Origin of the sequence: Thalassotalea sp. 273M-4, from assembly GCF_041410465.1 — a bacterium.
In the GTDB taxonomy this organism is placed as follows: domain Bacteria; phylum Pseudomonadota; class Gammaproteobacteria; order Enterobacterales; family Alteromonadaceae; genus Thalassotalea_A; species Thalassotalea_A aquiviva.
On sequence record NZ_CP166961.1, the window covers coordinates 2,266,253 to 2,292,159 of the forward strand.

The following is a 25,907-nucleotide window of genomic DNA, read 5'->3' on the forward strand; positions in this document are numbered from 1 at the left end:
GAGAATTAAATGAAACTTAAAAGCTTATTGACAGGAATTGGCATTGCGGCAATGACGATGACCAGCCAAAGTGCGCTTGCGTTAGATAAGGACTTGCCAGTTTACACTAAAACAAGTGGTATTTCGGGTAACTTGTCTTCTGTTGGTTCAGATACTTTAGCAAATATGATGACCTTTTGGGCTGAAGAATTTAAACGCAACTACCCAAGCGTAAACATTCAAATTCAAGCTGCGGGCTCTTCAACGGCGCCACCGGCTCTAACCGAAGCGACGTCAAACCTTGGCCCGATGAGTCGTAAAATGAAATCAAAAGAAATTCAAGCATTTGAAAAGAAATTTGGTTACAAACCAACACCTGTTCGTGTTGCCATCGACGCCCTTGCGGTATTTGTGCACAAAGACAACCCGATTAAAGGTTTAAGCATTCAAGACGTTGACGCTATTTTTTCAAGCAACCGTAAATGTAAGGGAAAAGAAGACATCGACCGCTGGGGTAAGCTAGGACTAACAGGAGATTGGACCGGTAAAGACATTCAATTATACGGTCGTAACTCTGTATCAGGCACCTATGGTTACTTCAAAAAGAAAGCCCTGTGTAAAGGTGACTTTAAAAATACCGTAAACGAGCAACCGGGTTCAGCATCTGTAGTACAGTCTGTTTCAGCATCCCTAAATGGTATTGGCTATTCAGGGATTGGTTACAAAACCTCTGGTGTTCGTGCTCTGCCTTTAAGCAAAAAAGGCACAGACTATGTTGATGCGTCGATGGAAAAAGCGATCAGCGGTGAGTACCCTCTTTCACGTTACTTATATGTGTACGTAAACAAACACCCAAACAAACCACTAGCCCCTAAAGAAGCGGAATTTTTGAAAATGATCCTTTCGCAATCGGGCCAAAAAATTGTAGAAAAAGATGGCTACATTCCACTGCCTGCAGAAGTCGCGATAAAAGAATTAAACAAACTGGATATTGCTCTTTAGTCTGTTAACTATTGAGTGCATCTTGTTAATGCCTCAAGTTGATACAAGGTTTGGCCAGGCTTTCGCCTCCAAACCTTTTTTTTATTTAATAATATCAACAATTAAGTCATCAGCGATACCTTCTAATGCCGAAATTAAAGCATCCACGTCTTGCTCAGTACCTAACGCTATATTAGCCGTCGCTTTAAATATCGTTTGCCCAGTATGAGCAGCACTGCCTTGGCTACTCACAAGCTTAAGCATATTGCCCCCTTGTTTGTGTACCACAGCTGAAATTTCACCAATAATACCTTGTCGATCATTGGCGGTGATATCAATACGAATGGTTTTAAGGGGCGAGCTAACCGGCTCTGCAATTTCTAGCTGAACTTGCAAGTCTTGCATTTGTGCTAAATCAGCAACTAACCCTTCGGCATCTTCATCCGCGACACAAACTTCTAAAATACCAACGAAGAAACCCGATAGATGACGCATGCTGCTGGTTTGCCAGTTACCTTGGTGGGCTTGAATAATTTTAGCGAGCGCATCCACAATGCCTGGCTTGTCTTTACCAATAAACGAAATTACTACATGTCTCATACATCACCCTTTTATTGTTCTTACTTAAAACAGGTTTTTCGGATTTATTTTTAATACCGCGATTTAAGATCTGTAAAATAAACCACCCTGCCCTCTTAAATATTAATAACAGAGCTCACCTTTGTTCGCAAAGTAAATCTTGCAACCGTGTGAGTAATTTCAAGATATTGCATTTTGCGATGGTAATATGGGGCAAAATTTTTTAACCTTGTGTCATCAATCTTTGAGGAAACACTATGAAATTAACAAAAATTGCAACTGGGGTTGTTCTTGCTACCAGTTTATTCACGACTACGTTACTAACCGGCTGTAATGAACAAGCAAAAAAAGAGCCACTTGAGCGCACCTTAACTGCCGACGCTCAAAACCGCTTAGACATATATAAAGAAGTAACGTTAAGTGCCGATTTGAATCACTTAAGTGCGAACCAAAAGAAGATGTTAGGCATATTAATTGATGCTTCTGTCATTATGGACGAACTGTTTTGGCAACAAGCATTTGGCGACAATAAAGAGCAATTTTTAGCGTCAATAAAAGATGAAAAAACGCGTAAATTTGCACAAATAAACTATGGCCCTTGGGATCGTTTAGATGGCGATAAACCATTTTTAACCGATACTGAGGAAAAGCCACTTGGCGCTCGTTTTTACCCAAAAGACATGAGCAAAGAAGAGTTTGAAGCCAGTAATTTTAAAGGCAATAAGTCGTTATACACCATCGTACGTCGAGATAACGACAACAAGCTTTATTCTATTCCATACTCAGAAGCCTATGCCGAGCAAATTTCTCGTGCAGCCGCCTTACTTGAAGAAGCGGCAACATATGCTGAAGATAAAGAGTTTGCAAACTACCTAACTCTGCGCGCTAAAGCATTTCGGACTGACGATTACCAAGCTTCAGATTTTGCTTGGATGGACATGAAAAACAACCCAATTGATGTGGTTATTGGCCCAATTGAAACATACGAAGATTTATTATTTGGTTATCGTGCCGGCTTTGAGTCTTATGTTTTGGTCAAAGATAAGAGCTGGAGCGAACGCTTAGCCAAATACGCGGCATATTTACCAGAATTACAACGTAATCTGCCTGTTGCCGCAAAGTTCAAACAAGAAGTGCCTGGCTCTGATGCCGATTTAAATGCTTATGATGTTGTTTATTACGCGGGGCATTCAAATGCTGGTGGCAAAACTATCGCGATTAACCTACCAAATGATGAACAGGTACAATTAGAAAAAGGGACCCGTCGCTTACAACTTAAAAATGCAATGCGCGCTAAGTTTGATGCTATTTTATTACCTATTGCTAATGAGCTGGTTAGCCCCGAAGACAGAAAACACGTTACCTTTGATGCCTTCTTTGCAAATACCATGTTCCATGAAGTGGCACATGGCTTAGGTATAAAAAATACCATCAACGACAAAGGGACCGTTCGCCAAGCATTAAAAGAGCATGCGTCAGCCCTTGAAGAAGGCAAAGCCGATATTTTGGGCCTTTACATGGTTAGCCAATTACTGGAAAAAGGTGCCATTAGCGAAGGCGTATTAAAGGATTACTACACCACTTTTATGGCTGGTATTTTCCGTTCTGTGCGTTTTGGCGCATCAAGCGCTCACGGTAAAGCCAATATGGTGCGCTTTAACTACTTTGCCGATAACGGTGCATTCACTTTAGATGAAAACGGTTTATACAAGGTAGATATGGATAAAATGACCAAAGCCATTGATTCTTTATCTGAACTGATTCTCACTCTACAAGGTAATGGTGACTACGAAGGGGTTGATAAGTTGGTGGCAGAGATGGGGCTAATTCGTCCCGAACTAGCGGCTGATTTGGCCAAACTTGAGAAGGCGAATATCCCCGTTGATATTACCTTTAAACAAGGCAAAAAAGTGTTAGGTTTATAAGCCCAAAGATAAATTTGTAAGTAAATTATTAATCCAAAAAGCCAGAATTTATACATTCTGGCTTTTTGTTATCTGCTCTTTTAGTCTTATTTAAACCAAACTTTTCCACCCATCATTTTATAGGCCGGAGTGCCTCGAATAAGGGTTTCTCGAGCAAACTGACTGTCACAATTAGGACAAGTACATCCATCTGCAGTAAAGTCTTTGCAGATTCGTTCTTTAAAACATTTGACTAAAGCACCCTTGCCACCTTTTTTATATTTAAAAAGCTGTTGCTGGCATTTACTGCAAAATATATCAACAGCTTTTGTTGGCGCTTTTTTATTTGGTTTAGCCATAGACGAAATATTTAAGTTTAAAAAAGACTCACAATATTCACGAGTCGCATTGTTAAAAGGCAGTCGATGTAAAATAATGCCTTGTGACGCCAGCATTTGTTACTCAATAACATTAAGTGTCACAAAGTCAATAAGTTGAAATCGACCATCGGCTATTATACTTAGAGTAACACACTGCACAAGTTGCTGTACTCAAGAGATGTCGTAGCGCTTGGACAAGTCTTAGACAATAAAAAAGCCTTGATAAATATTTTATCAAGGCTTTAGTAGACAGAATATCAAATGTTTACGTTATAAGTGCCAAATACGCATCTATATTACACCATGGTATGGATACTTAACATTGGTTTGAAGCATTAGTATCTTGAACCGCAGAGGTACCATAAATTGAATAAACGTGTTTATTTTTTAAACATGTCGAAGTAGGCCCTGCTTCACTGGTAACGATGACCACACCATTACGTTTTGCTTCAATATCGCTTTCAGTAAGACCCGCCCAAGAATAATCATCTGTCGTCGAACAACCCGCTAAAAAGACTATTAAAACAGTAACTAATAATTTCACTTAAGTTCTCCCAAAATAAGGTCAATCAACCTCATTTAAGTATAGTACATACTGACCAAGTTTCAGCGTTACCCGAATAAACCACTATAAGGTTATTGTCCTCTTGCCAATAAAATATGGCCCCCTCAAAAAACGCCACTCAAACCTGTTCATAAATCAAACAACTAGACGTTTCCCCTGCTCTATATCGAGATTAAGTACCGACTTATCGTTTTTACATTGATCTTACAACAACCATTCTATATTAAATCGTCTACCAACAAGATAATAAATGCAGTTGGTTTATAAAAAAACAACAATAATCATAGAAAACAAAAATAACAACGAGGCATAAATGCTAATAAAATCAAAAGCTAAAAAATTAAATAGCTTACTCATCTTATCATCAATTTCTTTAGGTACCTCTGTCGCTTATGCACAGCAATGTCAAGCTCCCATCTGGAGTGATGAATTTAATGGTACCCAATTAAATCAACTTAACTGGGAAGCTCAAATTGGTGACGGTTGTGACCAAGGCGCTGGCATGTGTGGTTGGGGAAATAGTGAATTACAGTCTTATCAAGCTGAAAATGCCGTGGTGCAAAATGGTCAACTAACCATTACCGCAAAAAAACAACGGATCAAAGGGACGCAATATACATCTGCTCGTCTAAGAACAGCGAATATGCCTGGCAGTGGTGAATGGAGCTTTGGTCGTATTGAAGCCAGAATGAAGGTGCCAAGTGGCCAAGGTATGTGGCCGGCATTTTGGATGCTACCAACCGATCCTGTTAATACTTGGCCGATAAGTGGGGAAATTGATATTTTCGAATCAACAGGTCAATCATCGATGCTTGCTTTTGGGACCATTCATTATGGTCAGCCTTACCCCAATAACTCTCACACCGGTGGTAGCATATTAAAGCAGCCAAACAAATGGTCAGATAACTTCCATACCTACGCCATTGAATGGGAGGCCGATGAAATACGTTGGTACGTTGACAACCTTTTATACTCAACCAAAACTATTGCCGATGTTGCTCCAGAAGATTGGCCTTTTGATGGTCGTAATAATTTTCACATTTTATTTAACCTAGCCGTTGGTGGTACATGGGGTGGTGATGTCGATGATTCAGCGCTACCACAAACCTTAGAAGTAGATTACGTTCGCGTATATTCTTCAAGCCAGCCAAGCTTACAGGGTGAGCATTTAGTCGCGCCGGGTTCAACACAAACCTACACCCTAAACAACGGGGCCGCCACTAACTGGCAAGTAACCGGTGGTACTATCATCAGTTCAAATAACAATTCTGTTGACGTTATGTGGGATCAAGCAAGTGCTGCTAGCAACCAAACCGTGACCGCAGTAACCAGTGCCTGTTCTGTGCAAACAGATATCTATGTCGGCCCTGAACTAACGACAGAAACAGTTCTAGAAAACTTCAACGGCAACAGCGCAATGACCGTAACATCGAGCAATGGTAGCTATGATGTGAGCAATGGCGTACTAACCTATACTCGTGATGGCGCCAGCCAATATGATGTCATTGTAGCAAGCACGGCTGCAATTCCTGATGCAGGCCAATTTGTTACTGGTAGCAAATCATTTAGCATGGACTTTAACAACACCAACCCGAGCCTTGTTGGTAAGCAGGTGCTGATTCAATTAGAAAACAGCAGTGTTGCAACACCAAGTAACTACCCTGGTGGGCGTCACAGTAAATACGAAGCGTTCATAGAGCACGCTAATGGTTGGCAAACTCTGCAATTTAAAATGGCCGATCGAATTGATACTGCTACCGCCGATACTGCGGTAGATAATGTGATCATTCTAATCGACCCTAACACCTTCACCAATGACACATACGTTATTGATAACATTGAAATCTTAGGCGAAAGTACTGGTCCAGTGAATACCCCACCTACAGCCGCGTTCAACAACAACTGTACCGATCTTAACTGTAGCTTTAACGCAACAGCAAGCTCAGACAGCGATGGTAATATCGTGAGCTACGCCTGGGACTTTGGCGATGGTAACACCGCAACGGGTGAATCTGTAAATCACACATTCTCAAGTGCTAACACCTACACTGTGTCACTAACCGTAACCGACAATCAAGGTGCTACAGATACCATTGAACAGCAAGTTGTCGTAACTTCGGGTGGTACTGAAGATGCTGTTAGTTCGGTGGTGAGTTCCGTGGTTACAGGTACTGAAGGCGCTGGCCGTGGCAAGAAAAGTGGTACGGCAACCGTAACGCTTTTAGATAACTTAGGCGCACCAATTGCTGGCGCGCAAATTTCAGGTAACTTTAGCGGTACATGGAATGAGTCAGCACAAGCTGTAACCGATGCAAATGGTGTCGCTGTTTTTGCAACATCCAGTGCGGCGTCAGGTGCGGTTTCTGTTAACTTCTGCGTTAACGATGTGCAAACAACCCTGCCTCTAGATGTGAACGCAAGCACTGGCGTGTGTTTATAATCTAGTTTAAAAGATGTCAGAGGATTTTTTCTCTGGCATCTTTATACCCATTTTCTTTGTCATCACACAGAACGCTTATTGCTAACGTTGCATTGTTATTAATGGCGTATAGACTAATTGGAGACAGTCATAATTTTCAATTAGGTTTATGACACCTATTACCGCTATTTTAATTCTCACCTTAATTTCCGGCCTTGCAATGCCACTTGGTGCATGTTTAGCCAGCGTAAAACTTTTTAAAAAATCTTGGTTAGAAAACGAATATCGCCATGCGGTTATCGCTTTTGGTGGCGGTGCTTTACTGGCTGCGGTGGCGTTGGTTTTAGTACCCGAAGGCATCGAAAGACTCGATATCTTTAAAAGTACCTTGTGTTTTGTCTTAGGTGGCTATTTTTTTATGCTCATCGATATTTATATGAGTAAAATAAAAACCTCTGCCAGTTTACTGCTTGCGATGTTAACCGACTTTATCCCCGAATCAATTGCGCTAGGTGCAACCTATTCAATTAACAAAGAAAGCGCCTTATTACTCGCCTTTTTGGTGTTTTTACAAAATATTCCAGAAGGGTTCGCCGCCTCTGATGAGTTAAGAAAAACCAGTCGTTTCAGTCATAAGAAAATCATTACACTATTTATCTTACTCTCCCTACTTGGCCCCTTATCAGGCATCGCAGGTTATATTTGGTTAGTTCATTACCCTGAAATTATTGCAGAAATCATGTTGTTTGCTGCCGGCGGAATTTTATATTCGGTATTTCAAGACATTGCGCCGCAGGTCCCGATGAGACAACGTTGGCTCCCCCCTATCGGTGCGGTGTTTGGCTTTATGCTTGGCATTGTGGGTTATATGCTGACAGTGGCATAAATTAAAAAAACAACAAAACCGAAAAAGAAGCGCCAGATTACGCTCTTCTTTGTTATTTATTTAAGTACCTTAGACAAGGTGTTTTGGTAGTTTTTCCATGCCCCTACGGACGTGTTGTTAATGCTCGTTCTTACCTGTGTGCTGCTTGCTGTTGCAACAGGGGCTTGGTTCGTACTTAAGTCTAAAAATTCGCTTTGCCAAGGCTCATCAATAAATTCAAATAACGCCTGCCCTTGCGCTATAGGGTTATTAACAAGGGCTTCATACTTAAGGCGATAGACGTTTTCGGGAAAAGTGTGCTCAAAGAAATCGAGCAACTGATAATAGCCCTGACAATAGCGCGCACAGTCGGTTAAATCATAACTGTAACGATAATACGCAAAGTCACTGGCAAACAGTTGGCGATAGTTACTCACAACCGTATCTTGATAATTTCGGTCTAAACAAATAATTTTAGCATTTGGCAAGGCTTGTAAAATAAAGCCTATGTAGAGAAAATTGATGGGCATTTTATCAATAAAACGCTTACTATCACCGGTAATGGCGCGAGTTTTCGCTAAATAGGTATGCCCTAAGGTTGGCCAATCAATTGACTTAGCCGAATGTACGGTCTCCGTATCGAGCAATGCACCTGATTGACTGGTTGATAATTGCTTAAATGCCACAGAAAAGTGCGCCATTTCGCCTGCAGACATGACCTGGGGTGCTTGAGATAATAAACGTTCGACCAAGGTGGTCCCCGTTCGGGGCATGCCCACAACAAAAATTGGCTCAACACTGGTCACCGAACCAGGTTCGCTAACGGCCGATGATTTAAGCGCCTTAGTAACTTTCTCGAGGGCTTGAAACAACGCTAAATCGTTATCAACATGGTAAGCTAATTCGGCTTTTTTTCGTTGCTTGGGCGCGTGTAAAACGGCCAAAGCCTGATCGTAATCTCCCTGATATTCAAGTTTACGCGACAATGCATGCGCCACATAAAGTTGGTCATCGATATTTTCTATTGTTGCTAACTTTTCAGTTAAGCTAGCTATCGACGCCCCCGCATCTGGAGCAAGTGCTGCCAATGCCCAATGACCAGCATAGGCTGTCTCATTAACGGCCAACAATTTTTCATAACACGTTTTTGCGGCTTGAAAATCGCCACAATATTTATATGCCGAAGCCAAATGTTCGTATAACGATGATGGGGTGTTTTTATGTTCTTCAAACACTTTAGCCGCATTTTGAAAACAACAAAGAGCCTGTTGATGGCACCCTATTTGACTGTAAATAACCCCTAAGTCATCCCACTCTGGCCCCGATAATTTAGGAAGATTATTTAATCGCGAAAGTTCACCGGCTTGTTCTGCGTATTGTTTTGCATTGACATGATCATGATTTAATAGGCATAGCTTTGCCGCTAATACGCCATACTTTGCTTGCGGTTTAATGGCTTGAGCACGTTTTATCAGTTCTAGGGCTTTGGTTTTATTGTGATGTTCAAAAGCAATGATTGAAAGCAGATAATAAGCATCAGCGTTGTGCCTATCTTGCTGCAAAATACGCAGTAAACAATGATGGGCTTGTTGATAAGATTTCTTTTGTAGAGCCTGCTGCGCTTCTACTAATAGTTGTTCAATACTGGTCATTGCCACTTATACGTTTAAACCTTGTCATCTTAAAATCGAATTTCGTTGTGTGGTTAAATTTACCATAAAAATAAGGCACCTTATATTAAAGGTGCCTTATAGAGGTGCTAACTAAAATTAAAGATCAAAGATGTAATTAAAGCGAACACCTAGGGTACGAGGCTTGGTAATATAGTGGCCATAAACTCGTTCAATTTCGGGCAACTCTTTATTAATATATTGGCCCATGCCTGCCCACGACTTGTCACGTCGCGTCGAAGTGAATGCGTACTTGTCAAAGACGTTGTCAACATACAAGGTTACAGACCATAAGCCGTCTGACAATTTTGCCGATATATTGCTAAGAGCATAGCCAGGTAAAATTTCACCGTCAGCTTTTTGTCCGACTTTTGTTACCACATCACTTTGCGCGGTTAAGCCATAATAGACATTTAATAACTTATTGCCCAACACTTCGGTTTCATAATCAACCCCCATAGAGAATTGTTGCTCTGGTGCCCCTGGTAAACGGTCACCATCAGCCCCGTTGTAGTAACTTTGCACTTCGGTACTAACGTCATTATATTGACCAAACAAATAAGGTACATCTGAAGTTAATTGGGCTTTTGCATAACCATACGTCGCATAGGCGGTGATGCTATTGGTTAATACTCCACGAACAGCTAACTCGATCCCCTTAGAGTTAGCTGAGCCAACGTTTGAGGTAATAAGTTCTTGGCCGTTTTGAGTCGTAGTTTGAATTTGTGCTTTGTCCCAGTCAACATTAAATACGGCGGCGTTTAAGTGCAAACGGTTATTAAACCATGAGCTTTTAACGCCCAGCTCGTAATTGGTGGTTAAGTCAGGCTGATAATCCATTTCATTGGGTAAGGCACAAACCTGAATCGAGCCGTCTTCAGCACAAGGCGCGATACCATTTGACCCGCCAATGCGGTAGCCTTCACTTACCGTAATATACGCCATTACATCATCATTAAACTGATAACTGGTGTTTACTTTAAGCAATTGACCATCGTCTTTTGCACTTGAAGCTTGTAATTTAATATCACTTACCGAGCCTATTTCACCATTCCAAAATGGTGCCCAGTTCCCCGACAAAGACTCGACTTCATACTCATAAAAACGTGCGCCCGCTGTAATTTGCCAGTTATCAGTTAATTGATATGAAAGCTCACCAAATAACGCTGACTCTGCCAATTTTTGCTCGTTTAAGGCAATGTATTCTAAGTCGTACTCAATGTTCTCATAGACGCCATCAAACCAATCATCGGTTAATCCAGGGGTATACTCACGATCATCCGAACTGGCATCTAACTTGTTGTAGTAAAAACCAGCAATCCATGACAGCTTAGAGTCCATTTGTGATACCAAACGTAGCTCTTGGGTAAATGATTTATGCTCACCCGTATCTGAGGTATAGGCGGTAAAAGCAGGGAAATCTGCATAACCACTCCATATTGAACCAAACAACAAATCACTTTGATCGCGCTGCCCTGCTTGTTCATGATCCGTTAGTCCCGTTGCTGACACTAGCTCGGCAAAGCCCAAATCGAGCTCCATTTCTAAGCTGAGTAATTCGTCCACCTTTTTATTTGGCTCTTCAACGCGGTACGCTGAATCGTATTCACCAATGTACGCACCAAGCGGGTTTTCTGCCGCCATAGCATTATATTGAACAATGGAGTTACCACCATTGTGTTGTTTTTGATAAAAATAACTTAAGGTAGCATCAAACCACTCATTCGGATTCCAACGAAGCGCAACACGCGAGGTGGTAATTTGCTCGTCGTTAACATCCTTTTTGCCACAAATATTTTCGTCAACCTGAGCGCTGTCTTGCCAATTAGGATCCGGTAAAGAGACACCCGGCTGACAAACCGCAAAGCGATAGTCAACATAACCTGGGGCATCAAATTGATTCACGTTAATTCGAAGCGCTAGTTCATTATCAATAATTGGGGTATTAACAATCGCCCCTACTTCACCACCAAAGCTGTCACTTTGCTTTATTGAGAATGTATCACCGCTGATGTTCGCTTCGCTAAAATCGAGTTCGGGTTTATTTAACAAATAACGAACCGCTCCACCTAACGTCCCCGAACCGTATAAAGTACCTTGCGGGCCAATTAACACTTCAACACGTTCAACATCGGTTAAACGAAAATCCACGGTCATTGGTACTTCACCAACATAGGTGGCTACCGTACCGCCATCGGCAATACGATCGGATGTATTGGTATTTAGCCCGCGCACGATAATTGATGCACCTTCACGGCCACCTTGGTCGGCAATGGTTAAACCAGGCACCCAACGTGCAACATCTTCAACGGCGCTAATGTTTTGATTTTTCATCACATCAGCATCTAAGGCCGATATATTCATAGGTGCTTCTTGAATCGTAGACGTTCGTCGAGATGCACTAACCTCGATGCGCTCAATACCAGCGACCGATTGTTCAGTGTTCTCATTGGCAACAGCGACAGTTGGCGCGGCTAACACACTGCTTAGTGCCATACTTAAAGCAGTTTTACGAAATAACGGCGATTTATTTTCCGTCATAAGTCTACATCTCCAAAATTTATATAGTGTCTATTAACAAGCTGATTTTTATTATGATTAATTTATTTTTGGGCTATTAATTTTGCTCTAATAAAAGCAACACCTTAGCCTTGCCTAACCGGTTTGGGCTAAACAAACATTTTTTCAGGGAGTAAAACGACAGGAAGCGTGTGCGATTCTTTCGACATACCAAGATTTGGCTATATAGCCATGCTCTTATCATTAGACGATTAAACGCCCAAACAAAGAGGTTTGATGATACCTATTTAAGTCATTTTTATCGCTAGATGGCAGTGGCTCTAATAAAGAACCAGTAATGAATAAATATTCGATTAATCGCCATAAAACACATCCTGGCGGTTTGATATGAGAGCAAAAGTGACTACATAACACCCCAAACATTAGTAAATTTATTAGCCAACTCACTAATGAACGCGGAGCATATCACAGCTTTTATTGATCTAGGTAGTAGAAATTCGACTTTTTTGCATATTTATCTATTCATATTTTGCATTTATTTGAAAATAACCCTTTAGATCAGCTTTGTATCAAATATCTAAAGATGAATACAAATGCAAAATAACCATTTTCTATATTTAGCCAATATTCGGCTAATTTACGGCTCATTTAAGCAGCTGAAAAACTTAATAACCAAAAGCTAAACTACGCTATTTGTGTTAAAACCACTTCTATTGTTAGTGTTGTTAGTACGGTAAAACAATTAATAGCCTTTCAATTTTTTAGCATAGCTAATGGTTATATAACGTGTGTTGTAGTTGGCTAAATACTCTTTACACCGAGCGACTTTTAACAACCTCATACGCGAATTTAGCATCATCTTATACACTGTATGTAAGCACTCTTTTTTGTGTAAACAAGCCTAGTCGACTCTAATAGAGGCAAGCGTATATGAGCCACGCCCCCCCAAACTCTCAAAATGAACATTTTGCTTTTGACTCATTACAAGCAATTCGCAATCGTTTGCTGGATTTAACAGGCCGTAATCGTTTGCTTAACTTTCGCCATGGCCGAAGTGGTTACATTCGCTTGATTGACGCAAACCCCAATCAATTAGCAAAGCAATTACTCGAAGGAGACACCTTCTCCTTTCGTGCCATACCCGAGCCTAGCAAAGATGAACTTATTACATATGGCTATATTGAGGTTGATGAAGATGGCCAAGAGCGTATTTTAAAACCGGCACCAACGGTCAAAGAATGGGCCGATATAAAAGGTCTTAATAGTGAATTTGATTTAGCCAAGCACGCAACAAAAAACAGCGGTACTCAGCCTGTACTAGATCATGATAAAAACATACCGTCATTACTGTTCGCCAACGCCTTAGAAGGTCAGTTAAGGCGAATTCGCGCTAAAGCGAATTCAGCTATCGAAGAAACTGGCGCCAATATTTTGTACATAGCTTTTGGTTTTTTGCAGTGGTTTGAACAAGAAGCCAACAGTAAAGCAAAGCTTGCTCCCTTGTATTTACTACCGGTAAAAATAGAAAAAGCATCTTTAAACAAAACACTTGGCGTTTATAACTACACCATTGAGTACACCGGCGAAGATCTTATTGCCAACCTATCCCTTCGAGAAAAACTTAAGCATGATTTTAACTTACCACTACCTGAACTAGAGGATGACTTATTGCCACAGGATTACTGGCAGTACATTGAAGAACAGCTTTTACCCCATAAAGCCAACTGGCAACTCAAAGGTTATTGCACCCTTGGTATGTTCGATTTTAGTAAACTGTTAATGTACTTAGACCTTGACCCTGAACGCTGGCCTCAAACTCAGGCCAATATTTTGCACCACTCTATTGTGCAATCGTTTTTTGGTAAGCAAATAGACGCCCCACCCATGCATGGTTTTGCAAGCGAACATTTGTTGGATGATATTGACAACATACACCAGCAATACCCGTTAATTTATGATGCCGACAGCTCGCAGCACAGTGCTTTGATTGATGCATTACAAGGGAAGAATTTGGTGATTGAAGGGCCACCAGGGACGGGCAAGTCGCAATCGATCACCAACTTAATTGCCGCCGCTATGGCTCGGGGCAAAAAAGTGTTGTTTGTCGCTGAAAAAATGGCGGCACTGCAAGTGGTTAAAAAGCGTTTAAGTAAAGCGGGGTTAGGCGATTTTTGCCTTGAACTACACAGTCACAAAACCCACAAAAAACAGGTATATAAAAATATTGCCAAGCGCATACAAGCGCAAAGTCGTTATCAGTACCCCGACCACATCGACCTAAACATTCAACTGTACGAAAAACAAAAGCGTCAGCTTAACCAATATGCGACGCTCATTAATCAAATGTGGCAAAACACCGAAAAAACCATTGGCCAAATTTTAACAACCGCAACACGATATCGCCTGCAATTTTCACACTTTGATGTAAAAAACATCAAGGCTACCAACAGTCCAAGCTTTAATATTACCCAAACATCAATAAGGCAGACAGCTGATGCGTTAGATCGTTTTATTGATGTTCAGTTACAGTTAACCAAACAATTAGGCGAGCAAGCACAGCTGAACGAACACCCTTGGTACGGGGTAACCAATAGTGAATTACAACTGGCTGATTGTGAGCGCATACATACTTTATTAACCCATTGGTCTAGGGCCATTAATCAACTGCTGATAACTCTAAAGCAGTTTCAGCAAGGACTTGGCTACCAAAATTCAAGTGCTAACAGCGCCATTATGAGTGATAAAGCAACGAGTCAATTACTCGCCGACTTCGACAGCTTAAAGCTCATAAAATCGACTATAGGAAGCGATAGCAATACCAATACCAAGGCCCTGGCCAATTTAACACCAACAAAAGCCGAAGTTTTACAAACCCATATTGAGGATTTTGAGCACTACCAAGCTGAGTTTAATCAGTTAAAACAAACCTTTAACATTAATGTTTTGCAAAACCAGAGTTTGCGACATGAGTTAAAGCAAGCCGTTGATACGCTGAGCCAATATTTGCAAACATCGGTTAAGTTACCGCAATGCGTAATGAGCATTAATTCTTTACAACAATTGCCAAAACTTGCAGAGCAAGTGGCAAAAGATATAAGTGTTTTAGCTCAGCAAGAGCCGGCACTTACTCACTATAAAACGCAAACCTTAGCCGACTTACATCCTCTTAATCGCTACTTCGATTTAATTAGTGATCTTGATAATCGCTTAATAACACGTCGCCACGCCTTGTTTGACAATGACCAACTAGATAATGACTTGCCCAACCTTTTTGATAACTTTGAAAAACTTAACCATTTAAAACAGCAATTAACGAATGTTTTCACCCTTGATGATTTACCATCAACCAAGGAACTTAGTCGTATCGAAAGCATAATTAGCAATGCGAATTTTTTTTGCTGGTTTAGTCGTAAATGGCGAAATGCGAGAGCGTGTATATTATCTTTAGCAAAAGACGATAATAGGTCATTTAAAGAACTTTGTTCGCACCTTCAGTCATTATTACGTTATCAGAGCGAAGTTGAAGCCATTAATGAAAAAGAGCGTTGGTCGACACTGTTACAACACGAGTACCAAGGGCTCAATACCCCCATTAATGACATTATGACCATGAGGGCGTGGTATAAAAAAGTGCGCTTGGCATTTGGCATCGGCTTTGGTAGAGATATTGCCTTGGCTAAATCACTTTTTAGCTTAGACAGCCATATCTTAAAAGGCATGAAACATGTTATTAACACCAGTACCACCGCCCTTATGACTGAGCTTTTTTCAACTTGGCAAGAGCTTGAAAAATATATTAATACCAATAAGTTAAATCAGATACAAGAGGGTTTAACCCATACAGACATAATCACCACGGCGAACACATTAACTGAGCAGTTATCGACCATCCGCTTTGCTTGCCAAGCAGATTTAGCTCACTCAAATCTCGCTAAGAACTCTGATAGCTCAGCTAACTCAGCCGATAAACTCTCTTTAGCAAAATTACATTCGCTCGTTCAGCGCCTTGAACACCTTCATGCACAAGAGCAAACTCTGATTAACCAAACGATTGTTGGCGAAATATTTGCTGACACGGTAGTTTTATCACCTCAACAAGATTGTCAAACGCAATTAGCCGATATAAGCAAAACACTTAAGCTGTATCGTCACATTATGGCTTTACATACCTTAGAAGTGCGTGACTATGTTTTACAAAATATCAGCATGAAAGCACTTGAAGATTTAATAAGTAACCAGCAAAGCATTTCCCAAGCCCACCAACATCATCTAGAGCAGCAAAAGCTTTTTAGCGATGCGGTTAAATTAAACGCCAGTTTTTGGTTAGAGTCTGATCGCGATTTAACGAAACTTTTAAAGCGAAATCAACGCGCCTTAGCATATTCGCGTTGGCTTGGCCCTTGGCTTGATTTTTTACGCCTAAAAGGTCGCCTTGATGAACTTGGTCTTCATAACTTGCTTAAGGCTTTTGAGCAAGGTGAGTGTGAACTGAAAGATTTAACCAGCTTATATAAATACAGTATTTACGACAGCCTCGCGGTTGAAATCATGCGCAACATACCAGCATTAGCACAGTTTTCAGGCGCCGAACATAACGCCATAATAAAGCAGTTTAGCGACATCGATGACCAGCTAAAGCCGTTACAGCAACAAAAAATTGCCTACCAAGTTGCCGAAAATGGCATAAGAGCAACCCAAGCAGGTATTGCTAGCGGTAAAGTCGGTGATTACACCGAGATGGGCTTAATTAATCACGAAATAAATAAAAAAACGCGGCACGTGCCGATTCGACAATTATTAAAACGCGCCAGTCAGTCTTTGTTAGCGTTAAAACCTTGCTTTATGATGGGGCCTCATTCGGTCGCTAAATATTTACGCCCTGGCGATATTGAATTTGACATCATTGTTATGGATGAAGCCTCACAAATAAAACCCGAAGATGCGTTAGGCACCATTGCTAGAGGTAAGCAACTTGTTGTGGTTGGCGATCCTAAACAGCTGCCGCCAACAAGCTTTTTTGACCGAGCAATTGATAACGACGATGATGACCTTAGCGCCATAGAGCTCTCAGAAAGTATTCTTGATGTGTCTTTACCTATCTTTCACGCTCGGCGCCTGCGCTGGCATTATCGTTCTCGCCATGAAAGCTTAATCGCGTTTTCTAATCAGCAATTTTATGACGACAACCTTGTGGTGTTCCCCTCTCCTGCCAGCCATAGTGATGAATTTGGGGTTAAATTTACCTACATTCAAAATGGTCGCTTTATCAAGCAAAAAAATAGCGAAGAAGCCAAGGTTATCGCGCAAGCGGTTCGAAACCATTTACTAAACCACAGTGACGAGTCACTCGGGGTTGTCGCCATGAGTGTGAAACAACAAGAGCAAATTGAAAATGCCGTAGAGGCATTGACCAAAAGCGATGATGATTTTGCCAAAGCAATCGCGGTAAACGAGCAAAGCGATGAACCATTATTTATAAAAAACTTAGAAAACGTACAAGGTGATGAGCGCGATGTCATTTATATATCGTTTACTTATGGGCCTGACAAAGCGGGCGAAACGACAATGGCGCAACGCTTTGGGCCAATTAATTCAAGTACTGGTTGGCGCCGTTTAAATGTACTATTTACCCGTTCTAAAAAACGCATGCATGCCTTTAGTTCGATGACCCCAAACCATATAAAAATAAAAGACTCGTCAAGCCATGGGGTGCGTGCTTTGCAACAATTTTTACAGTTTGCCCAAAGCGGACAACTGAATAAACGCCCGATAAATACAGAAGCCGACAGTAACGACTTTGCTTTTGCGGTTAATAAAGCATTAAACAATGCCGGATTTAACACCACAACCAATGTTGGCGTTGCGGGCTATTTTATAAACATTGCGGTGCAAGCAACACAATCCCCAGGTCATTTTTTAATGGGCATAGAATCCGATGGTAAAGCGTATTTTGATGCAAAATCAGCCAGAGACAGAGATAGATTACTCCCTGCAGCGCCAAAGCGGTTAGGCTGGCATTTAATGAGAATTTGGAGCCCTGACTGGTATAAAAACCCAGAAGCGCAAATTCTGCCCATTATCGAAACACTAAAAAAACTTGATAGCGAAATAAGCGCCAAATTATGCAAAACAGTAAACAAAACAAATAACAATGAAAAAGCGCAAATAGAAGAGGTATTACAAAACGAGCAACAACAAATGGAGGTTTTAAAAACAATAAGCGAGGCATCCTACTCATTACACGACAAACTTGTCGCGCTAGAGCAGTACCTAATAAAAACCCACCCTGACAATATCGCTAAAGCGAATCGTCTATTACGCCCTGCAATGATTGAAGCATTATGTGAATTTACCCCTAACAATGAGAGCGATTACTTTGAGCGCCTGCCTGAGTATTTGCGCATTGCTACAGCGCCAGAGCATCATAAATACCTGCCTTTGGTTTTCACTCTGATAAGCGAAACGGAAACTGAAATTGAAACTGAAAGCAAAGCTGAAAATACAAGTGAAAAGTAAATGAAACGCGAAAGTTAAACCGACAACAGCCAAGCCAGTAAAACGACCAACCTCTGCTAAGGGTAATAAAAAGCCAAACTTGCCTTAAAAGAACGTATCAAACCTAAAAAAAACGCCCTATATAAATAGGGCGTTTGCATTTAAGCAGATACTGCCAAAATATGTTACATCACTTTGGTAACCGTTAAGGTTGAGTTAAGCGGATCAGGTCCTGTTACGGTAAACAAGTAGTCGCCTGCTTCGCTAATTTCAATCATGAAATTAGTTTGCGAGTCTTGAACCAATGCCTCAGAGGTATTAAGAAACACTTCGGCATCTTCAGCAGCAACGGCCCCAAGGTTAACCGTTGACCAGTCTTGTGAAGCCACTTTAAACTGATAACTCTGCGCTTCTAAGCTTAAAGTTAAGGTATAGGTGCTGTTGCCCACGTAGGTCATTGCATCATTTTCAGACCATCCGTTCATTTCGCCTTTCACGTATACTGTGGTTTCACCAAACATTTTGGCACTGTATACACTTAATACTGGCTCTTGTTGATTTGAAGCGTCGAAGATAAAGGTATATTCGCCGCCAACAAAGTCCATAAACAAATTGTCGTTTGAACCTGGTACGAGCAATTGCTCCTCGCCTGCAAGGACTTCGGTATCATCAGATGGTGCCCCCATGTTAACCGTAGACCAATCAGCCGATGCCACTTTAAAGAACTTAGTTCCTGCTTCAATGGTGGTGGTTAATGAATATTTACCATCCCCAATGTAAGTGAATGGGTTAGACTCACCCCAACCATTCATATCACCCCGAAGCAGCACAGTAGTACCGTAAAATGGTTCTTCATAGCTCACCGTTAACACTGGCGCATCTGAAATGGATGCATCAATTGAGAAGGTATAACGAGTCTCTTCAGTAATTTCAATCATCAAGTTATCGTTACTGCCAGGCACTAAGACCAGATTGCTGTTAATGATCACAGGATCTGCACTTGGTGCACCTAGGTTAACGGTTGCCCAATCAGCCGATGCCACTTTAAAGTAGTAGTTACCAGGTGCGAGATTGAGCACAACCGAGTAAACACCATCGCCTTGATACGTCATCGCATCCGTTTCGCCCCAGCCATTCATATCCCCTCGAATGAGTACCCTAGTATCACCGTAAGGTACAACATCAGGCGCGCCAGCCGTTGCAAAGGCCGATAAGCCTTCACCTTGTTGCTCACCTTGGGCTTTAACAAACACCGCGGTGCTTAATGCTGGCACATGGAAAGTGCCTTCACCATCGCCTTCGGTATAGCTTGCACTTGCGACCACCCCATCAACAGAGGCTTGTTGAACACTATGCAAGGTAAAATCTGATGCTGTTGCCACTGTGTGAGAATGATCCATGTTGCTGGTATTAACCACCACAACAATGGCATCATGCATAGGGTCAATATCGTTTAAACCAATACCGTCATCAATGCTCATCACAATCAAACCTTGGGTTTGACGCTTACCAATATTATGAAATCCAACACGTTTGATAATGTCGTCAGCACTGGTTAAACGAAACAGTTTGCTCGATTGACGAATTTGTAAGAATTCATTAAATACCTTACTGGCAAAGCTGATTTCATTAATGCCAACGTGGGCCATAGGGTTAGATGCGAGCGACACTAAAGTATCGTCACTGCGACCACCTTTATCTAATGGCAAACCCACATTAAAGTTGTTACTGCTAAAGCTAAAATCTACTTTGTTGTACCAATCGCCGGCATCATAGGTATTTCGGTCTAATGATTTCGAGCGCAGGAAGTCACCACCCATTTGTAAAAATGGTACGCCTTGCGATAAGAGAACGATAGATTGAGACACGTTTTGTGCGCGTACACGCTCATCCATACTCATGCTAAATGGCAACACAAACTGCAATTGATCCCAAAGTGATTCATTGTCGTGCTTTGACACATAGTTGATCACATCAGCAGGATCTTTAGCGTACATACCTGGGTTGTAGGCACTGCCCGTTGCATCTACGCCGGTAAAGCTTTTTAGCACATAATCGGCAAGTGAACCGGCCATCCCTAGTTTAACGATGTCTTGTTTGATGTACGGACCGTCTTCGTAATCTTTATTAGAGAATATTTCACCGGTGCGAATACCTTCACGTAGACGATCGTTAAAGGTGGATATTTCAGTACCAGCCATATTAAATTGATTGGCTTGCTCAAAACCTCTGTCGTCACGTGTCCAGCCTTCACCATAGAAGTAGTTATCTTCGTCAATGGCACGAACCGCATCACGCGCTGCGAGCATTTGCTGCTTAGAGCCATGACTCATAATGTCAAAACGGAAACCGTCGTATTTATACTGCTCGGTCCACATAAGTAACGAGTCCACCATAAATTTGTCCATCATTCGATGTTCAAGCGCGGTATCGTTACAACAAGTCGACTGCACAACAGCCCCCGAAATTAAATCACGGCTGTGATAGTAACCCGGAACAATTTTATCGAATACCGAGTTATCCCAAAGACCGGCTGAATTGGTGTGGTTATACACCACATCTAGTACCACGCGTAAGCCAACTTCATGTAATGATTGCACCATGGTGCGCATTTCTTTAATGCGGGCAACACCGTCGGCATTTGATGCATAAATACCGTCTGGTACATTAAAGTGTTTCGGATCATAACCCCAGTTAAAGCTATCCACTTCGCGAAGTACATTGATTAAGTTGGCAGCGTCATTGCTGTATGGGCTATAACTTTCAAGTACAGATTGTAAGGTAGCGTCAGCATCTTCAACCCCACACACCTCAGCGTTAGATCTCACCGCACAAAGATCGCCAACCGTATCGGTTAAATCAACAATCGACTCAGGATCTTCATTAATTGAGGCAATGTCATTCGCTGGCAAGATGTGCATATGGGTAAGACCGCTAGTTGCCAGTTTCTGTAAATGCATAACCGGCGCACTGTCTTTTTCAGAAAATGCGAGGTATTTACCGCGATTTTGCTCTGAAACCGTTGCATCCATTGCACTAAAATCACGAATATGCGCTTCGTAAATTACCGCATCTTCAGGGTCAACAACTGTTGGTACCGCATGTTCCACCCAGCCATCTGGGTATAAGTCGGCATCTTCTAAGTTAACAAATTGCGAGTACATGCCATTGGTAGACAAGCTGACCGAATAAGGGTCGGTCACCAGCAAAGTTTCAACCATTTGGTTTTGCGGGTGGTATACCGTTACTTCAAATTGATAAAACGCTCGGTCCATGCTGGCATCAGCGCTGTAGTGCCAAATACCGGTCATGGTATCTTCGCTCATAGCGAAACTGCCCGTTTCAACTTTGTCAGCATCGTATACTTTTAGAACCACATTCTGCGCGGTTGGGGCCCAAAGTGCGACATCAATCATCCCGTTGTTGTAGCTTAACCCTAGGCTTGCTTCATCAGCGTCCATATCGCCTGAGGTGTACAAGTGATCTAATACTTTATCTGCTTGTACGAAACTGGCCGCAACGGTTTCGCCTTCACTGTTATAACCCACTAAGACTAACTGGCTTTTTAACACCGCTTTGGCATCATCCATGCTCCAGTCGCCTTGATAAGCTGGCCATTCACTTACGCGAGGCGCAATCACTTTTTGCTCGTCGGTTAAATCAACCGCCACCAATTCTAAGGTAGTGCCGTTAAACATATCGTTTTCATCGGCTTCAATACCCGCGCTAGCTGAGTAATGAAGTTTTACGCTGGCAATATCGGCATCTGAGTTCCACACCAAGGTATTGCCATCAATCCAGTGCGCGGCAAAATCGGCGGCTTTAACAGGTTGCTTACCTAACGAGACAACCGGGTATTCAAATACCGACGGCTCACCATTAAACGTAAAGTTCATCCGAGCATAGGTTGGATCGTCTTGACGTAATGGCATTTGAAAATCGCCACTGCCAAGGGCTTTACCCGCATCATCGGTACCAATATGCACAATAAAGTTACCACACTCGGTGTAGTCTTCTTTCATGTTTAAGATGTAATAAGCACCGTAGGTTGGGTCAATACCTGCGTATTGATGACCGTTCGCCCAATCTGACTCATCGTGGGGCGGTGCATAGGCATCACATTGGTCGGTATTCCAAGTATGCAAGCGATAGCCGACATAATCATCTGGATTATCGGTGCCAAGATTAAAATAAAGCACAGCTTCATTGTCAGCTGGAAAATACACTGGCGCTGGCGCATTTGGGTCAACCCCAACCACACAGCTTTCATTGAGTGCATCAGGCACTGTAGGAGGTGGACATTGGATGGGCTCTGGCGCCACACAAGATGTGCCGGTAGCATCAGGTACTAAAGGCACATCACAGGTTAAAAGGGTTTCCCCCGATTTAATATCACTACTACCGCCACAAGCAGTAAGAAATAGTGACATTAAAGCGACAATTAGCAAATTCGCTAAGGTTGTTGTCGTTTTCATTATTATTATTCCTTATTCAATCGTTACTTAGGTTTATCGAATTAGCGCTTGGCTAGAACGAATAAGTAACACCTAAGTAAAATTGGCGACCAAAATACTGGGTCGTACCGGAAAACTGCTTACTACCGAAGTAACTTTGGGTTGGTTCATCTGTTAGGTTGTTTACTTGAAACAACGCCCCCAGTTGGTCGGTAAGGTTATATGACGCTTGGTAGTCAATAACCACTTCTTCATCAAAGTTAGCAATTTGCTGATTTACACCCCACTGCTCTGAGACAAACTTGTCACGATAACGAGCACTTAAACGGGTTTCAAAATCTTGATACTCCCAAAATAAGGTTGTCGTTAATAAGTTTTCAGATAAGCCCGGTAATGACTGTTCAACAGAGCCGCCGGCTAAGTCGGTGACCAGTTCAACATCACTTTTGGTATGTGAGTAACTGAGGTTTAAACCTAAGCCAGACCATAAGTCAGGTAAAAAGGTAAAGACTTGAGTGTATGAGATTTCAAGCCCTTTAATGTTTCCGCCTTCTTCATTGTTGATGGCTGTGCTGTAAATACCAACAGGGTTAACCTCGCTAACAACACCCGTAGTTTCGTTTTCAATGGTATCTGGCACATAAAAACCAGCGTCTTTGAAATCAAAATCATTCACCGTTAAGTTTTGAATAAACGACTCGATATCTTTATAGAATACCGCCACGGCAACCGCACCTTCGGTTTCAGTGAAATAGTACTCATAAGAAAGATCGTATTGTGTAGCGTAGAAAGGTTTTAAAAATGGACTGTTATTACTTGAACCCGACACTTTACCATCGTCTGCTACGGTAGCACTTCGATCGGCCGCTAAACGGTTAATTGGCGGACGTGACATCACTTTAGCTGCGGCAAAGCGCAATTGTGAATCTTCGGTGATCCGCGCATTTAAGTTAATTGATGGCAAGTAGTCGGTATATTTGATCCCAATGATTTTGGGTGCATAGTTTGAATTAACCAAACCGGCATCGTCCATCACATTTTGGGCGCCAGCGGCTAAAACCCCTCCGACGTTGTCAAGTGCGGTCGCGCTTTGGTCAGTTTCCACCATGCGAATACCCACATTACCCGTGATGGGCGTATTAAATAGTTCAAAATCAAGGTTGGCCATCACATAGGCCGACAGTACCTTTTCGTACACTTCACCACTTTGTAATACCGACCACGAAGTTGAATTATTAATCACCCCATCTTCATCTGCCCCCCAAGTTTGAACGGGTTGTGGAATGTCATTACCAAACCATGCAGAAAGTGCTTTGTCTAAATCAATCGCTAGGTAACTTGGAAAGTAATTAAATTCGCCCTTCCAATCAACCACGTCAACCATGTCATTGGTTAAACGAAGAGGAGGATTACTGCTTGAGAAGTTATTATCGGCACCGTATTCATAAACCGAGCGATCACTGCTGTAGTCTCGATCGGAATAGCGAATACCAAATTCAACCGAAGAAATGTAATCGTTATCTAAGTCATAATTAAAATCTAAACGATAGGCTTTAAGTTCATCGGTATTCTCATATGGATAAATACCGTACTTGCTAACCATAACTCGGTCGATATCGGTAAATGCATCTTCTTGGTTAAAACCAATGTCTGGCAAGTCCAAGCCATTAAGCAAATATGAAATTGAGACATTTTGATCAAGCACCGGATTAGCAACCGTCGCATCTTCAGCAACCAAAGACCATAGTAAGCCATTTCTAAACTCACTTTCGGCGCTTGAGTAACTTACATCCATACTGGCATTTAAACGTTCAGTAATTTGCCAATCAAAATTCACCCCATAACTTTCTACTTCATCAAAGTCTTGATTGTCATCATTTACCAGCTCAACGCGGGTATTATTACCTTTACTTTTACGGTTGATGGTTCCACCAATCATGGAGTTATTAACCACCACAGGATTGGCTATGGCTGCGGTTTCACCGTCAAACTTGACCCTAAAACCACGGGCAAAGGATTCGCTGTCAAACTTCGATACAAACGCATCAGCTCGAACGACAAAGGTGTCGTTTGGAGCCCATTCAAGAGCACCGACATAACCATTACGGGTTTCTTCACCACCGAGATGTTGTAGCTCAAAGCCTTCACTTAAGTATTCGTTTTCTGGTGCATCAGCAGGCCCTTCAACATCGTTGGCCAGAAAATCAACATCTTGGTCAGCGTTATAGGCAAAGCCAATAAATTGCGTTGCCACCCCCGGCTGATACAAACGGGCATAACCTAAAGACATACCCAAGGTTTCATTTAGGAATTTACCTTGATAAGAAAAGCTAAAACGATGACCCCATTCTTTCGCATCTGCAACTTCTTGAGCTCGGTCGTTGTACATACCGCGCACATTAAGATTAAAGGTATGTTGCTCCTCATTGGCAAGCGGACTTGCGGTTTTTAACTCTACCGTACCAGCAACACCACCTTCAATAAGCGAGGCTTTCGATGATTTATAAACCGCTGCAGATGAAATGAGTTCTGATGGGTATTGGTCATATTCAATAGATCGATTGCCTGATGTAGACACCTGTTCGCGACCATTTAATGTGGAAGAAACAAAACCGCCCCCAAGACCACGAATATTGATTTCAGCCGCCTGACCTCCAGTACGTACTGCGGCAATCCCCGGTAATCGAGTTAAGGCATCGGCCATCGAGACATCAGGTAAACCACCGAGGTCATCGGCTGAAATTTGTTCTGAGACCGTATCGGCCCAACGTTTTTGATTGATTGATTGAATGAGAGATCCTTTGAAGCCGGTGACTTCAATGATTTCCATCTCATCTTGTTGATTCTCTTCTTCTGTCGGCTCCACTTGTTCGGCAAGTAATTGCCCTGAACAAACCAACAGACCGCAGGCCAAAAGCGCACGAGAGACTCCGTTTAGCTTAAACATATTCTATCCCCAAGAAGTTATCCGTATGATAATTTTTTACAGTGCTTCCAAGCTCTTATATTATTTTTATGCCTTACATCATCCACAAACAGATGTTACGGCATTATTAACATAGCAAAATAAACAGGGTAAAAAATAGTCAATGCATA

12 protein-coding genes are annotated in these 25,907 nt (G+C 41.9%); 5 read left to right on the forward strand and 7 right to left on the reverse strand.

Annotated elements, in window-relative coordinates; translation table 11 throughout:
* Positions 1 to 9 precede the first annotated feature (9 nt).
* Positions 10 to 981, forward strand: coding sequence for a PstS family phosphate ABC transporter substrate-binding protein (locus ACAY00_RS10255; protein WP_371373096.1), 972 nt, complete (start codon positions 10 to 12; stop codon positions 979 to 981).
* An 81-nt stretch (positions 982 to 1,062) separates the two neighbouring features.
* Here the strand turns inward: ACAY00_RS10255 and ACAY00_RS10260 are convergent, their stop codons facing one another.
* Positions 1,063 to 1,560 carry a glycine cleavage system protein R gene (locus ACAY00_RS10260; RefSeq protein WP_371373098.1) on the reverse strand — a complete coding sequence of 166 codons (498 nt, stop codon included), beginning with the start codon at positions 1,558 to 1,560 and terminating at the stop codon, positions 1,063 to 1,065.
* 236 nt (positions 1,561 to 1,796) lie between these two features.
* On the opposite strand from ACAY00_RS10260, the gene ACAY00_RS10265 reads away from it, so the two are divergent.
* Positions 1,797 to 3,464, forward strand: coding sequence for a dipeptidyl-peptidase 3 family protein (locus ACAY00_RS10265; protein ID WP_371373100.1), 1,668 nt, complete (start codon positions 1,797 to 1,799; stop codon positions 3,462 to 3,464).
* An 86-nt stretch (positions 3,465 to 3,550) separates the two neighbouring features.
* Here the strand turns inward: ACAY00_RS10265 and ACAY00_RS10270 are convergent, their stop codons facing one another.
* Together ACAY00_RS10270 and ACAY00_RS10275 are read right to left on the reverse strand one after the other, a co-directional pair.
* Entirely contained in the window at positions 3,551 to 3,802 is a 252-nt protein-coding gene (locus ACAY00_RS10270) for a hypothetical protein (protein ID WP_371379687.1), read from the reverse strand.
* A 337-nt stretch (positions 3,803 to 4,139) separates the two neighbouring features.
* Positions 4,140 to 4,367 (reverse strand): hypothetical protein, encoded by a 228-nt coding sequence (locus ACAY00_RS10275; RefSeq protein WP_371373102.1) that lies wholly within the window; start codon positions 4,365 to 4,367, stop codon positions 4,140 to 4,142.
* Between the two features lie 334 nt (positions 4,368 to 4,701).
* Between ACAY00_RS10275 and ACAY00_RS10280 the strand changes: the two genes are divergently transcribed.
* Together ACAY00_RS10280 and ACAY00_RS10285 are read left to right on the forward strand one after the other, a co-directional pair.
* Positions 4,702 to 6,828 carry a family 16 glycosylhydrolase gene (locus ACAY00_RS10280; RefSeq protein WP_371373104.1) on the forward strand — a complete coding sequence of 709 codons (2,127 nt, stop codon included), beginning with the start codon at positions 4,702 to 4,704 and terminating at the stop codon, positions 6,826 to 6,828.
* 148 nt (positions 6,829 to 6,976) lie between these two features.
* Positions 6,977 to 7,693, forward strand: a complete 717-nt coding sequence (locus tag ACAY00_RS10285) for a ZIP family metal transporter (RefSeq protein ID WP_371373106.1) — start codon at positions 6,977 to 6,979, stop codon at positions 7,691 to 7,693.
* Between the two features lie 56 nt (positions 7,694 to 7,749).
* On the opposite strand, the gene ACAY00_RS10290 is transcribed toward ACAY00_RS10285, so the two are convergent.
* On the reverse strand, positions 7,750 to 9,324 hold the full coding sequence (locus ACAY00_RS10290; RefSeq protein WP_371373108.1) for a sulfotransferase: 1,575 nt from the start codon (positions 9,322 to 9,324) through the stop codon (positions 7,750 to 7,752).
* A gap of 117 nt (positions 9,325 to 9,441) precedes the next feature.
* Complete coding sequence (locus ACAY00_RS10295; RefSeq protein ID WP_371373110.1) at positions 9,442 to 11,883, reverse strand: TonB-dependent receptor; 2,442 nt, start codon at positions 11,881 to 11,883, stop codon at positions 9,442 to 9,444.
* 909 nt (positions 11,884 to 12,792) lie between these two features.
* On the opposite strand from ACAY00_RS10295, the gene hhe reads away from it, so the two are divergent.
* Positions 12,793 to 18,378 (forward strand): DUF4011 domain-containing anti-phage protein Hhe, encoded by a 5,586-nt coding sequence (gene hhe, locus ACAY00_RS10300; protein WP_371373112.1) that lies wholly within the window; start codon positions 12,793 to 12,795, stop codon positions 18,376 to 18,378.
* 164 nt (positions 18,379 to 18,542) lie between these two features.
* Here hhe and ACAY00_RS10305 read toward each other — a convergent pair whose 3' ends face one another.
* Both ACAY00_RS10305 and ACAY00_RS10310 read right to left on the reverse strand, forming a co-directional pair.
* On the reverse strand, positions 18,543 to 22,832 hold the full coding sequence (locus tag ACAY00_RS10305; RefSeq protein WP_371373114.1) for an alpha-1,6-glucosidase domain-containing protein: 4,290 nt from the start codon (positions 22,830 to 22,832) through the stop codon (positions 18,543 to 18,545).
* Between the two features lie 52 nt (positions 22,833 to 22,884).
* The gene (locus ACAY00_RS10310; RefSeq protein ID WP_371373116.1) at positions 22,885 to 25,758 is read right to left on the reverse strand and encodes a TonB-dependent receptor; all 2,874 of its coding nucleotides are present in this window, start codon (positions 25,756 to 25,758) and stop codon (positions 22,885 to 22,887) included.
* Between the last annotated feature and the right edge of the window lie 149 nt (positions 25,759 to 25,907).

Coding starts and splice junctions, on each gene's coding strand:
- ACAY00_RS10255 (WP_371373096.1), top strand. CDS start 10: ATGAAACTTAAAAGCTTATTGACAGGAATTGGCATTGCGGCAATGACG.
- ACAY00_RS10260 (WP_371373098.1), bottom strand. CDS start 1,560: ATGAGACATGTAGTAATTTCGTTTATTGGTAAAGACAAGCCAGGCATT.
- ACAY00_RS10265 (WP_371373100.1), top strand. CDS start 1,797: ATGAAATTAACAAAAATTGCAACTGGGGTTGTTCTTGCTACCAGTTTA.
- ACAY00_RS10270 (WP_371379687.1), bottom strand. CDS start 3,802: ATGGCTAAACCAAATAAAAAAGCGCCAACAAAAGCTGTTGATATATTT.
- ACAY00_RS10280 (WP_371373104.1), top strand. CDS start 4,702: ATGCTAATAAAATCAAAAGCTAAAAAATTAAATAGCTTACTCATCTTA.
- ACAY00_RS10285 (WP_371373106.1), top strand. CDS start 6,977: ATGACACCTATTACCGCTATTTTAATTCTCACCTTAATTTCCGGCCTT.
- ACAY00_RS10290 (WP_371373108.1), bottom strand. CDS start 9,324: ATGACCAGTATTGAACAACTATTAGTAGAAGCGCAGCAGGCTCTACAA.
- ACAY00_RS10295 (WP_371373110.1), bottom strand. CDS start 11,883: ATGACGGAAAATAAATCGCCGTTATTTCGTAAAACTGCTTTAAGTATG.
- hhe (WP_371373112.1), top strand. CDS start 12,793: ATGAGCCACGCCCCCCCAAACTCTCAAAATGAACATTTTGCTTTTGAC.
- ACAY00_RS10305 (WP_371373114.1), bottom strand. CDS start 22,832: ATGAAAACGACAACAACCTTAGCGAATTTGCTAATTGTCGCTTTAATG.
- ACAY00_RS10310 (WP_371373116.1), bottom strand. CDS start 25,758: ATGTTTAAGCTAAACGGAGTCTCTCGTGCGCTTTTGGCCTGCGGTCTG.